This window comes from uncultured Methylobacterium sp. (genome assembly GCF_964251405.1).
Lineage (GTDB): Bacteria > Pseudomonadota > Alphaproteobacteria > Rhizobiales > Beijerinckiaceae > Methylobacterium.
In genome coordinates, this window is sequence record NZ_CAXUJR010000043.1 from 15,890 (window position 1) to 27,420 (window position 11,531).

General features: G+C 68.8%; 11 protein-coding genes. 6 read left to right on the forward strand and 5 right to left on the reverse strand.

Features of this window, described 5'->3' with window-relative positions:
- Together nhaA and ACFE7U_RS09930 are read right to left on the reverse strand one after the other, a co-directional pair.
- Positions 1-1,040: Na+/H+ antiporter NhaA (nhaA, locus tag ACFE7U_RS09925; protein ID WP_375409555.1), on the reverse strand; the 1,040-nt coding region annotated here is incomplete at its 3' end.
- Positions 1,037-1,666, reverse strand: coding sequence for a TlpA family protein disulfide reductase (locus ACFE7U_RS09930; RefSeq protein WP_375409566.1), 630 nt, complete (start codon positions 1,664-1,666; stop codon positions 1,037-1,039). The genes nhaA and ACFE7U_RS09930, both read right to left, overlap by 4 nt.
- A gap of 48 nt (positions 1,667-1,714) precedes the next feature.
- On the opposite strand from ACFE7U_RS09930, the gene argH reads away from it, so the two are divergent.
- From argH to ACFE7U_RS09955, 5 genes are all read left to right on the forward strand, one after another.
- Positions 1,715-3,106 (forward strand): argininosuccinate lyase, encoded by a 1,392-nt coding sequence (gene argH / locus ACFE7U_RS09935; RefSeq protein WP_375409556.1) that lies wholly within the window; start codon positions 1,715-1,717, stop codon positions 3,104-3,106.
- Between the two features lie 98 nt (positions 3,107-3,204).
- Positions 3,205-3,507 carry a hypothetical protein gene (locus ACFE7U_RS09940; protein ID WP_375409557.1) on the forward strand — a complete coding sequence of 101 codons (303 nt, stop codon included), beginning with the start codon at positions 3,205-3,207 and terminating at the stop codon, positions 3,505-3,507.
- Between the two features lie 219 nt (positions 3,508-3,726).
- The gene (locus ACFE7U_RS09945) at positions 3,727-4,437 is read left to right on the forward strand and encodes an invasion associated locus b family protein (RefSeq protein ID WP_375409558.1); all 711 of its coding nucleotides are present in this window, start codon (positions 3,727-3,729) and stop codon (positions 4,435-4,437) included.
- Between the two features lie 357 nt (positions 4,438-4,794).
- Positions 4,795-6,078 carry an ATP-binding protein gene (locus tag ACFE7U_RS09950; RefSeq protein ID WP_375409559.1) on the forward strand — a complete coding sequence of 428 codons (1,284 nt, stop codon included), beginning with the start codon at positions 4,795-4,797 and terminating at the stop codon, positions 6,076-6,078.
- A 10-nt stretch (positions 6,079-6,088) separates the two neighbouring features.
- Positions 6,089-6,466: a response regulator gene (locus ACFE7U_RS09955; protein WP_375409560.1), complete on the forward strand. Its 378-nt coding sequence runs from the start codon at positions 6,089-6,091 to the stop codon at positions 6,464-6,466.
- Positions 6,467-6,475: 9 nt separating this feature from the next.
- Here ACFE7U_RS09955 and ACFE7U_RS09960 read toward each other — a convergent pair whose 3' ends face one another.
- From ACFE7U_RS09960 to ACFE7U_RS09970, 3 genes are all read right to left on the reverse strand, one after another.
- Positions 6,476-6,940, reverse strand: a complete 465-nt coding sequence (locus ACFE7U_RS09960) for a GNAT family N-acetyltransferase (RefSeq protein ID WP_375409561.1) — start codon at positions 6,938-6,940, stop codon at positions 6,476-6,478.
- Positions 6,889-9,759, reverse strand: a complete 2,871-nt coding sequence (gene secA / locus ACFE7U_RS09965) for a preprotein translocase subunit SecA (RefSeq protein ID WP_375409562.1) — start codon at positions 9,757-9,759, stop codon at positions 6,889-6,891. The genes ACFE7U_RS09960 and secA overlap by 52 nt, the downstream gene beginning before the upstream one ends.
- Positions 9,760-9,987: 228 nt before the next feature.
- A complete protein-coding gene (locus tag ACFE7U_RS09970) occupies positions 9,988-10,149 on the reverse strand; it encodes a hypothetical protein (RefSeq protein WP_375409563.1) in 162 nt (53 codons plus the stop codon).
- A 471-nt stretch (positions 10,150-10,620) separates the two neighbouring features.
- Here ACFE7U_RS09970 and ACFE7U_RS09975 point away from each other — a divergent pair, with 471 nt between their 5' ends.
- Entirely contained in the window at positions 10,621-11,472 is an 852-nt protein-coding gene (locus tag ACFE7U_RS09975; protein WP_375409564.1) for a peptidylprolyl isomerase, read from the forward strand.
- The last annotated feature ends 59 nt before the right edge of the window (positions 11,473-11,531 follow it).

Consider the following 11,531-nt stretch of genomic DNA (forward strand, 5'->3'; position numbering starts at 1 on the left):
CCGATGAACAGGCTCATGGTGAAGCCGATGCCGCAGAGCACGGCGACGCCGTAGACCTGCGCCCAGCTCGCCCCCGACGGCCGCTGGGCGACGCCCGTGGCGGCCGCGAGGACGACGGCGGCGAAGATCCCGATTTGCTTGCCGAGGAACAGGCCGAACGCCACCCCCAGGGTGACCGGGGCCAGGGCGGCCTCCCGCGGCAGGCCGATGAGGGTGACGCCGGCATTGGCGAAGCCGAAGACCGGCACGATCGCGTAGGCGACGAGCGGCCCGAGACCGTGTTCGAGCCTGTGTAGCGGCGAGGTCGCGTCCTCGGGCCTGCCCGGGCTCGGCCGGATCGGAATGGTCAGAGCCAGAAGCACACCCGCGACGGTGGCGTGGATGCCTGAGCGCAGCACGAGGACCCACAGCACGAGCCCGAGGAGGAGATAAGGCGTCAGCCTCGTCACCCCGGCCCGGTTCAGGCCGACGAGCGCGGCGAGGATCAGAGCGGCGCCCGTCAGCATCACTGGATCGAGCCCGCTCGTGTAGAACAGCGCGATGATCACTACGGCCCCGAGGTCGTCTACGATCGCCACGGCGCTGAGGAAGATCTTGAGCGAGACGGGGACGCGCCGCCCGAGCAGGGCGAGGACGCCGAGCGCGAAGGCGATGTCGGTGGCGGCCGGGATCGCCCAGCCGCGCAGGGTGTCGCCGCCGGCATTGAACGCGACGTAGACCAGCGCCGGCACCACCATGCCGCCGAGCGCCGCAAGGCCGGGCAGGATCCGGTCCGGCCAGGTGCGCAGGCGCCCGTCCAGCGCCTCGCGCTTGATCTCGAGGCCGACGAGCAGGAAGAACACCGCCATCAGGCCGTCGTTGATCCAGTGCAGGACACTCAAGGGCCCAAGATAGGCGTGGAGCGCCTTCGTGTAGGCGCCGGACAAGGGCGAGTTCGCCACGATCAGCGCGGCCGCCGCGGCGGCCATCAGGATGAGCCCGCCGGCGGCTTCGCTGGTGAGGAGCGAGCGCAGGGCGGAGAGCGGGCGTAGCGCCCTCATGACCGCCCGAGAGCCGCGCCGATCAAGCGCTTGGCATCCTCGCTGCCCCAGTCGGCCGGACCCTTCATCACGCCGAGCATGCAGCCTTTGCCGTCGACGAGGAAGGTGGTGGGCAGGCCGAGCGAGCCGGTCTCCTTCTGCAGCACCGGCAGCACGCGGCCGGTGGAGTCTGCGTAGTAGGCCAGCGTGTCGATGGCGTTCTCCTTGAGCCAGAGCGGCGGCCGGTCGAGGTTGCGCGTGTCGAGGTTGATGGCGACCACGTGAAATTCCTTGGGGTCGAAGGCGGCCTGGAGCCGGTCGAGGGCCGGCATCTCCGCCTTGCACGGGGCGCACCAGGTCGCCCACAGGTTCACCAGGAGGAGACGGCCGGTCATTCCGGCCAGGCTGGTCTCGGCGCCGTCCGGCCCCTTGAAGGCGAAGGCCGGCGCCGGGCGCGGTGTCTCGCCGACCTGGAGCGCTGCGACCTCGCCGCGGGCCAGCGGCGCCAGCCGACCGATGGTGGGTCCCGCCGAGGCGCAGGGGCCGCTGTTGCCGCCCGTCGTCCCGCTCCCGTATAGGGCGAGACCCGCGGCAAGCGCCGCTACGAGACCGATGCCGGCGGCGAGCGTCGCCTTGCGCAGGGGCATCATCGTTGCGTGCCAGGGCTGAGAGCGGATGGAAGGATCTGTGAGAGCATGAGCAACCGGATGTGGGGCGGGCGCTTCGCGAGCGGCCCCGCCGAGATCATGGAGGAGATCAACGCCTCCATCGGGTTCGACAAGCGCCTGGCGCCCCAGGACATCCGCGGCTCGCTGGCGCATGTGGCGATGCTGGGACGGGCCGGGATCCTGCCCGGGACCGATGTGGCCGCGATCGAGGCCGGGCTCAAGGCCATCGCCGACGAAATCGAGGGCGGCACATTCGTCTTCCGCCGCGAACTCGAGGACATCCACATGTCGGTGGAGAGCCGGCTGACCGAGATCGTCGGCCCGGCGGCGGGTCGCCTCCACACGGCGCGCTCGCGCAACGACCAGGTCGCCACCGACATGAAGCTGTGGGTGCGCGACACCCTCGACGGCCTCGACGCCCAGGCCGCCGGCCTGCAGCGGGCGCTCGCGGAAAAAGCGCTCGCCCATGCCGGCACCGTGATGCCGGGCTTCACTCACCTGCAATCGGCCCAGCCCGTCACCTTCGGCCACCATTGCCTCGCCTATGTCGAGATGCTGGCGCGCGACCGCGGCCGGTTCGGGGATGCGAGGCGCCGGCTCAACGAGTGCCCGCTCGGGGCCGCGGCTCTGGCCGGCACCTCCTTCTCGATTGACCGGCACGCGACGGCGCAGGCGCTGGGCTTCGACCGTCCGACCGCCAACTCCCTCGATTCCGTCGCCGACCGCGATTTCGCCCTCGAATCCCTCGCCGCCGCCTCGATCTGCGCCGTCCACCTCTCGCGCTTCGCCGAGGAGTTGGTGGTCTGGACCTCGGCGCAGTTCGATTTCGTCAGGCTGTCGGACGGCTACACCACCGGCTCGTCGATCATGCCGCAGAAGCGCAATCCCGATGCGGCCGAGCTGGTGCGCGCCAAATCCGGCCGGGTGATCGGTGCGCTCACCGGCCTCCTCATCGTGATGAAGGGGCTGCCGCTCGCCTATTCGAAGGACATGCAGGAGGACAAGGAGGGCACCTTCGATGCGCTCCAGGCGCTGTCCCTGTGTCTCGCCGCCATGACCGGCATGGTGCGCGACCTCGAACCCAACGCCGAGGTCCTCGCCCGCGCGGCGGGCTCGGGCTACGCCACGGCCACCGATCTCGCCGACTGGCTGGTGCGCGAGCTCGGCCTGCCGTTCCGCGAGGCGCACCACGTCACCGGCCGGCTGGTGGGTGCGGCCTCCGCCAAGGGAGTCGGGCTGGAGGCGCTGTCGCTCGCCGAGATGCAGGAGGCCGAGCCGCGCATCTCTCAGGCGGTCTATGCGGTGCTCGGCGTCGAGAACTCGGTGTCGAGCCGCACCAGCTACGGCGGCACCGCCCCCGACAACGTGCGCGCGCAGGCGACGCAGTGGCTCGCGGCGCTCGATGCGCAAACGGCGTGAAACTTGTCTGTCATCTCGGCCGTTGATCGACGCCAGCGTTCACGGCCTAGCTAGGTTTCGCCCGTTAGATGAGAGCCCAGCACCTCGGAGACCGCGACATGCCCGTCGAGAGTTGGACACGGCCGGAAGACGTCCCCACCCTGGCTGCCGAAGCCATCGTTCAGATCGACGCCGTCCTCACACGGCTCGATGCGGCCGCGCGCGACGCGTTCTGGGCGTCGATCGCGAAATGCTACAACACCCCCTACAACGACCCGGTGCCGCGCCGCCTCCTGCGCGTCGACGCGCTCGCGGGGACCGACGGCCTGCCGGCGGAGGACGAACCGCCCGTCGCCGATTTCCCGTCTCTGGCCGCGATTCCCCATCCGCCGGCCTTCGCGTCCGAGCAGCACGCCGGCTGACGGGGGCGTTCGCGCGGGCCTCGCCACGAGATGTCCGGCGAAGGCGTGATCGCGCAAAGCTTGCCGAAAAGGGACCGACGGGTAAAACGTCTGCCGCGACCGGCCCGCATCAGGGACGGTCGCGGCAGACGTTTCGTCCTCATGACCCCGGCGGTCCGGCATCGTGCCGAGCGGACAGACGCCCCGCAAAGGCCCGACGACGCCCATAGGACCCCAACGATGTCGCCTGTCTCCCGTCGCTGCCTCCTCGGAGTCTCGACCCTGATCCTGTCGGGCTTTGTGCCCCACGGCCTCCCGGGGCTCGTGATGCCGGTCGCCCAGGCCCAGACGGCGCCGAACGCGGCCGAGGCCACCGACGCCGAGCAGCCGAAGAGGCGCGGGCGTCGCGACCGGAACGCGGCCAAGGATTCCACGAAGGTCCCCAAGCCCGCACCCGGCATGCAGCAGGCCACGCCGGTCGCCATCTTCGGCGACTGGAACGTCTTCGCCTCGGGACAGGGCAAGACCCGCGTCTGCTACGCCATCGCCCAGCCACAGCTCCGCACGCCCAAGACCCTCAAGCGCGACACGGCCTACCTCTTCGTCACCGTCCGCAAGGGCGAGAACGTCCAGAACGAGGTCGCGGTCATGCTGGGCTTCCCGGTCAAGCCCGCCGACAGCCAGACGAAGCCTCCCGGGCAAGCGGCTTCGACTCCGGCACCCGCCGACCCGACCCTGAATCTCGGCGCTGTCCGCTACGGCCTCGTGGTGAAGGACGGGAACGCCTGGCTGCAGAATCCCGGCGAAGAATCCCGTGTCGTTGCCGAGATGAACCGCACGCCCAAGCTCATCGTCAAGGCCACGTCGATGCGGGGAAGCGCCACCAGCGACGAGTATGGGCTGGCCGGCTTCAGTGATGCGATGAAGCGGGCCCGGGAGGAGTGCCGCTAGCGGCTCGGCCATCGCAGCAGCCGTTTCCAGTTCGCAGGCCCCCGGCGGGGATCACGGTTTCGAGAGGCCTCATCGTCCTGAGATCCGGAACATCCGGCCTCCGTCGGGCACGCCGTGGAGGGCTGTGCCGTTACGGACCCGCGCGAGCCTGATCCAGCGAGATGTGAAGCACGGACTGCGTGCAATCCGGCGACAGATTCGCGAAAACTGTCTTGCCCACAATTTGTTATTTAATGGCGATCAATGTCAGCATCATGACAACGGCGCTCCGACGCCGGGCGTGACGGCCTTCGACCAGTCGTCATCGTCAAGCGCCGGGCCGATCGGCGCCGAGATCACCCGAGACCGAGACCTGTCATGCTGGATTTTCTCGGGAGCTTCCTCGACCGGAGCAGCCTCGCGCCCCACGGGATCTGTCTGCTCTGGCGGCCCGAGTTGATCTGGACCCACGTGGTCTCCGATCTCGTGATCGGGCTCGCTTATTTCTCGATTCCCGTGGCGCTCGGCGTGTTCGTAACGCGCCGTCGCGACATCGTCTTCGGCTGGATGTTCTGGGCCTTCGCGGCGTTCATCCTCGCCTGCGGGACGACGCATTTCTTCTCGATCTGGACGTTGTGGATCCCCGATTACGCGGCCGAGGCCCTCGTGAAGGCCTTCACGGCCGTGATCTCCTTGGCGACGGCCGTGGCGTTGTGGCCGCTCCTGCCCAAGGCCCTCGCCATGCCGTCACCGGAGACGCTGCGGCATGCCAATGTCGAGCTGCGGGCTCGCATCGCCGAACGCGACGCCGCGCTGGAGGCCTTGCGCCAGGCCAATGCCGAACGCGACCGGGCCGAGGAGATGCTGCGCCAGACCCAGAAGATGGAGGCGATCGGCGCCCTGACCGGCGGCGTCGCCCACGATTTCAACAACCTGCTCGGCGTCGTGATCGCCAACCTCGACCGGATCGCACGCAACCTTCCCGAGGATGCCAAAGCCACCCGGTACATCGAGAATGCCATGACGGGCGCCGAGCGGGCCGCCGGCCTCGTTCAGAAGATGCTGGCCTTCGCCCGCCGCCAGCCGCTCCAGCCGACCCGGATCGACCCGAACCATCTGATCGGCGACCTTTCGGAACTGCTGCGCGGCGCGCTGAGCCCGATCACCCAGCCGACCCTGGACCTGGCGCCCGATCTCTGGACCGTGAATGCCGATTCCAATCAGCTCGAAGCCGTCCTGCTCAATCTCGCGGTCAACGCCCGGGACGCGATGAGTTCGGGCGGCGTTCTGACGATCCGCACCCGCAACGTCCCTGCCGCCAAGGCCAGCGGCCTGCCGGGCCTTCGCCCGGCGGACTACATCGCCATCGAGGTCGTCGATACCGGGTGCGGCATGCCGGACGTTGTGGCGCAGCGCGCCTTCGAGCCCTTCTTCACCACCAAGGCGGTGGGGGAGGGCACCGGCCTCGGCCTCAGCCAGGTCTTCGGCTTCGCCAAGCAATCCGACGGGCATGCCGAGATCGACAGCCGCGTCGGCCATGGCACCACCGTCCGCCTCTACCTGCCGCGCCAGGACGCGGTATCCGCGCCCGAACCGCGCGCGACTCCCGCAATGCCGGAGCGGCCCATGCCGCAACCCTTCCCGATGCCGCGATATGCCTGAGGTGACATCCATGAGCGACGCCGCCGCACCACGGGTGCTGATGGTCGAGGACGAGTCACTGCTGCTCGAGGTGATCACGGCAGATCTCGAGGATGCGGGTTTCGAGGTCACGCCGGCGGCCAGTGCCGAGATCGCGATGGATCTCCTCAAGGAAGGATTGGGCGTCGACCTGCTGTTCACCGATATACGGCTGCCCGGCGCGATGGACGGCTGGCAATTGGCGGAAGCCGCCCGGGCGCTGCGGCCGGGCCTGCCGGTCATCTACGCGACCGGGTTCACGACGACGCCGCCGCGCCTCATCGAGGGCAGCCTGTTCTTCACCAAGCCCTACCGGGCGTCGGCCGTCATCCGGGCGATCCGCACCCTCGCACCGGGTGCCGCCGCCTGAACCAGCGCTTCAGGCTTCGGCGGGATAGCGGAAGGCGTCGGGGACCCGCGGCATGCCGATGCGCTCGTAGAAGGAGATCGCCCCCGGCGCCGCGGTGAGCAGCACCGAGACCTGCGGCCCCACCGCGGCCCGCGTCGCCGCCAGCAGGCCCTGGCCGATCCCGAGGCCCTGTGCGTCCCGGCTCACCGCGAGGTCCGAGACGTAGGCGCAATAGGTGAAGTCGGTGAGCGTGCGCGCCACCCCGACGAGGTCTCCGCCCCGGCGCGCGGTGACGACGAGATCGGCCCCCGCCAGCATCCGCGCGAGCCGGTCGAGGTCGTCGGCGGGCCGGCGCTCGGCGAGGCGCGAGTCCACCAGCACGCGGCGGAACTCCTCGACGGAGAGACCCGGCTCGACGCCGTAGGCGATGTCCGCCACCCGCGTCAGGCCGAGAAGCGGCCGTGGCAGTGCTTGTACTTCTTGCCCGATCCGCATGGGCAGGGCTCGTTGCGCCCGACCCGGCCCCAGGTCTCGGAATCGTCGGGGTCGCGCTCGAGCAAGGCGGTGTCGCCCGACGCGATCCGAGCCGGTGCGGCGCCGAACTCGGAGCGCGCGTAATCCATCTCGTTCTCGCCGGTGACGGGATCGAGATGCTGGGCGAACATCGGCGGCAGGGCAGGAGAGGCGAAGGGGTTGTCGGCCGGCTCCTCCTGCTGGTCGTACATGATTTCGATGCGCGAGAGCTGCTGGGTCACCTGCTCGCGCAACGATGCGACGAGGCCGTTAAAGAGTTCGAACGCCTCCGACTTGTACTCGTTGAGGGGGTCGCGCTGGGCGAAGCTGCGCCAGCCGATCACCTGGCGCAGGTGGTCGAGGGTGACGAGGTGCTCGCGCCAGAGATGGTCGAGGGTCTGGAGCAGGACCTGCTTCTCGACGTAGTTCATGACTTCGGGCGTGTTCTTCTCGACGCGCGCCGCGTAGGCCTCGTCGGAGGCCTTGCGCAGGCGCTCGCGCATCTCCTCGTCGGCGATGCCCTCTTCCTTGGCCCACTCCTCCACCGGCGCGTCGAGGTTGAGGATGCTGGTGACCCGCTCGCGCAAGCCCTCCACGTCCCATTGCTCGGCATAGGCGTTCTCGGGCATGTGGACCGCCACGAAATCGTCGATGACGCCGTGGCGCATCTCGTCCGCGGTGTCGCGCACGCTCTCCTGGCCCATGAAGTCGCGACGCTGCTCGAACACGACCTTGCGCTGGTCGTTCATGACGTTGTCGTACTTGAGCACGTTCTTGCGCATGTCGAAGTTGCGCGCCTCGACCTTCTGCTGCGCCTTCTCGATGGCCTTGTTGATCCACGGGTGGATGATCGCCTCGCCCTGCTCCAGGCCGAGACGCGTCAGCATCCCGTCCATCCGGTCGGATCCGAAGATCCGCATGAGGTCGTCCTGGAGCGAGAGGTAGAATTTCGAGCGGCCGGGATCGCCCTGCCGGCCGGAGCGGCCGCGGAGCTGGTTGTCGATGCGGCGCGATTCGTGGCGCTCGGTGCCGATGATGTAGAGGCCGCCGGGCAGGGCCTTCTTGCGGCCGGCCTCGGGGTCGGCCGGTTCGCCCGATGCCAGGACCATGGCGCGGTACTCCTCGATCTCGGCCTTGATCGCCGCGATCCTGGCCTCGCGCTCCGGCCCCTCCGGCACGTCGGCGAGCTCCTTGCTGATGCGCATCTCGAGGTTGCCGCCGAGCTTGATGTCGGTGCCGCGCCCGGCCATGTTCGTCGCGATGGTGATGGCGCCCGGCACGCCGGCCTCGGCGACGATGTAGGCCTCCTGCTCGTGGAAGCGGGCGTTGAGCACCGCGAAGGTCTTGGTTACCCGTCCCTCGCGGGCGGCGGCATAGACGTCAGTGAGCGCGTTGGGGTCCGAATAGTCCAGGGCCTTGAAGCCTGCCTTGCGCAGGAGGTCGGCGAGATGCTCCGACTTCTCGATGGAGCCGGTGCCGACCAGGATCGGCTGGTGGCGCGCATGCGCCTTCTCGATCTCGGCGATGATGCCGTCGTATTTCTCGGCCACCGTCCGGTAGACCTCGTCGTCCTCGTCGACGCGCTCGACCGGCTTGTTGGTCGGGATGTCGACGACCTCGAGCTTGTAGATCTCGGCGAACTCGTCGGCCTCGGTGGACGCCGTGCCGGTCATGCCGGCGAGGTTCTTGTAGAGCCGGAAGTAGTTCTGGAAGGTGATTGAGGCGAGCGTCTGGTTCTCGGGCTGGATCGTCACCCGCTCCTTGGCCTCCAGGGCCTGGTGCAGACCTTCGGAGTAGCGCCGGCCCTGCATCATGCGGCCGGTGAACTCGTCGATGATCACCACCTCGTCGTTCTTGACGATGTAGTCCTTGTCGAGGGTGAACAGGGTGTTGGCGCGAAGCGCCTGGTTGACGTGGTGGACCAGGGTGACGTTGTGGGCGTCGTAGAGGTCGCCCTCTTTCAGCAGATCCGCTCCGCGCAGGAGGTCCTCGATGAACTCGTTGCCGCTCTCGGTGAGCGAGACCGTGCGCTGCTTCTCGTCGAGGTCGTAATGCTCCCGCTCGAGATGAGGCATCAGCGCGTCCACCGAGACGTAGAGCTCCGAACGGTCGTCGACGGGACCGGAGATGATGAGCGGGGTGCGCGCCTCGTCGATCAGGATCGAGTCGACCTCGTCGACGATCGCGAAGTTGTGCCCGCGCTGCGAGAGCTGGCTGAGCTCGTACTTCATGTTGTCGCGAAGATAATCGAAGCCGAACTCGTTGTTGGTGCCGTAGGTGATGTCGCACGCATAGGCGGCCTTGCGCTGCTCGTCGTCGAGGCCGTGCACGATGGTGCCGACGCTGAGGCCCAGGAAGCGGTAGACCCGGCCCATCCACTCGGCGTCGCGCGAGGCGAGGTAGTCGTTGACGGTGACGACGTGGACGCCCTTGCCCGACAAGGCGTTGAGGTAGACCGGGAGGGTCGCCACCAGGGTTTTGCCCTCGCCGGTCTTCATCTCGGCGATGCCGCTCTCGTGCAGCACGATGCCGCCGATCATCTGCACGTCGAAATGGCGCTGGCCGAGCACGCGCTTGGCACCTTCGCGCACCGTGGCGAAGGCGGGGACGAGGATGTCGTCGAGGGTCTTGCCGGCGGCGAGTTCGGCCTTCAACATGTCGGTGCGGGCGCGCAGCGCCTCGTCCGACAGGGCTGCGATCTCGGGCTCCAGCGCATTGATCTCGGCCACGCGGGGACGATAGCCCTTGACGCGCCGGTCGTTGGACGAGCCGAAAATCTTCTTAGCAAGGGCGCCGAGCATCGTGAACCTGCGGTCGATCGAAAGTGTCTGAACGGTCTGTTGGGCCGGGCTTATAGAGGTAAATATCCGCACGTGCATCAGACAAGGGTGTGCGCCAACCCGACCCGATTCAGGATTGCGGGATCGGGACGCGCCAAAACGGCCTCTGGCGCGATGCTCGCCGAGGCCGCCAACGTATTCTGATCGCGGGCCGATGAAAGCGTCGCGAAGGCCGATAGGGTCAGGCGGTCAGTTGAGCTGGCAGAAGCCGGCGCCCTGACCGACGAGGCGGCCGCTGGCGCAGCCCGCCGAGGCCGAGCGCGTCGGCGCCGCCTCCTGCACCGGTACCCGGACCGGCAGGATCGGGCGCAGGAACGCCGGGTCCGATGCCACCGGAGCCGTCCCCGCCATGGCGGCTCTCCGCGTGGACGATTCCTCGCTTCGGGCCGACGAGGAATACCCGACTCCGACACCCACCCCGACTCCGACGCCGCCACTGCGAGCGCCGCCGCCGCGGCGTCCACGTGCTTCGGCATCCTGAGCGGACGTCACGGCCAGAACCATCGCCCCGAGGATCACCACCGCCCTCACCATCGCCCGCATCCCACTCACTCCGCCTCGATGTCGGCCACGCGGCGACAGGGTAGGAGGCCAGGCGTTAAGGAGCCGTCGACGCGAACCCTCGAATTCGCGCGGCTTCGCTGGCGCCGCGATGGCGGGCTTGCCATCGGGCGCGGCCCGCGCCACCTGTGTCGGCATGAAACGCCGCGGCGCCTCTGCATGAAACGCCGCGGCGCCCTCGCCGCCCCTCGCAATGCCCCGCGCCGTCCGGCAGAGATGAGCCGGCGGCATGCGGGCGACGCTTCCAAGGACGCATCTGCCATGGTCAAGCCTTCCCACCTCTGGCTCGCGGGCGCGCTTGCGCTCAGCACGGTCCTGCCGGCCGGCGCTCAGACGGCGTCGCCGGCCGTCGCTCCCGACACCGTGGTGGCCAAGGTCAACGGCGCGCCCATCACGGCGGGCGACCTCGCGGTGGCGGGCGACGACCCGGCCCTGTCGCTGCCGGGCGTCGATGAGGACCAGAAGAAGGGGCTGCTGGTCGACTACATGGTCGACCTGAAGGTCGGCGCCCAGGCGGCGACCGCCGCCAAGATCGGCGAGACGCCCGATTTCCAGCGCAAGCTCGCCTACTTCAAGGACAAGCTGCTGCTCGACGAATACCTCGAGCGCGAGGCTAAAAAGGCGGTGACGCCCGAGGCCGCCAAGGCCCTCTACGACCAGACCGTCACGGCGATGAAGCCGGAGGAGGAGGTCCACGCCCGCCATATCCTCGTGGAGGCCGAGCCCGAGGCCAAGGCGATCGCCGCGCGCATCAAGGGCGGCGAGGATTTCGCCAAGGTCGCCGCCGAGGCCTCAAAGGACCCTGGTTCGAAGACCGAGGGCGGCGATCTCGGCTGGTTCACGCGTGAGCGCATGGTCGCCCCCTTCGCGGAGGCCGCCTTCAAGATGACTGCCGGCCAGGTCTCCGACCCGATCAAGACCCAGTTCGGCTGGCACGTGATCAAGGTCGAGGAGAAGCGCACCAAGCCGGTGCCGACCTTCGCGGAGATGAAGGAGCAGGTCGATCAGTACATCACCCGCAAGGCGCAGCAGGACCTGATCCTGAAGCTGCGCGAGGGCGCCAAGATCGAGCGCACCGACGCGCCCGCCGTTCCGGAGGCGAAGAAGCCCTAACGCTCGACCGCCCGCCCCTCCGCGAACCGAGCTTGGCTGCAACCATCGGCTGCAATCTG

Coding starts and splice junctions, on each gene's coding strand:
- secA (WP_375409562.1), bottom strand. CDS start 9,759: ATGCTCGGCGCCCTTGCTAAGAAGATTTTCGGCTCGTCCAACGACCGG.
- ACFE7U_RS09955 (WP_375409560.1), top strand. CDS start 6,089: ATGAGCGACGCCGCCGCACCACGGGTGCTGATGGTCGAGGACGAGTCA.
- ACFE7U_RS09960 (WP_375409561.1), bottom strand. CDS start 6,940: ATGCGGATCGGGCAAGAAGTACAAGCACTGCCACGGCCGCTTCTCGGC.
- argH (WP_375409556.1), top strand. CDS start 1,715: ATGAGCAACCGGATGTGGGGCGGGCGCTTCGCGAGCGGCCCCGCCGAG.
- ACFE7U_RS09945 (WP_375409558.1), top strand. CDS start 3,727: ATGTCGCCTGTCTCCCGTCGCTGCCTCCTCGGAGTCTCGACCCTGATC.
- ACFE7U_RS09940 (WP_375409557.1), top strand. CDS start 3,205: ATGCCCGTCGAGAGTTGGACACGGCCGGAAGACGTCCCCACCCTGGCT.
- ACFE7U_RS09975 (WP_375409564.1), top strand. CDS start 10,621: ATGGTCAAGCCTTCCCACCTCTGGCTCGCGGGCGCGCTTGCGCTCAGC.
- ACFE7U_RS09930 (WP_375409566.1), bottom strand. CDS start 1,666: ATGCCCCTGCGCAAGGCGACGCTCGCCGCCGGCATCGGTCTCGTAGCG.
- ACFE7U_RS09970 (WP_375409563.1), bottom strand. CDS start 10,149: ATGGCGGGGACGGCTCCGGTGGCATCGGACCCGGCGTTCCTGCGCCCG.
- ACFE7U_RS09950 (WP_375409559.1), top strand. CDS start 4,795: ATGCTGGATTTTCTCGGGAGCTTCCTCGACCGGAGCAGCCTCGCGCCC.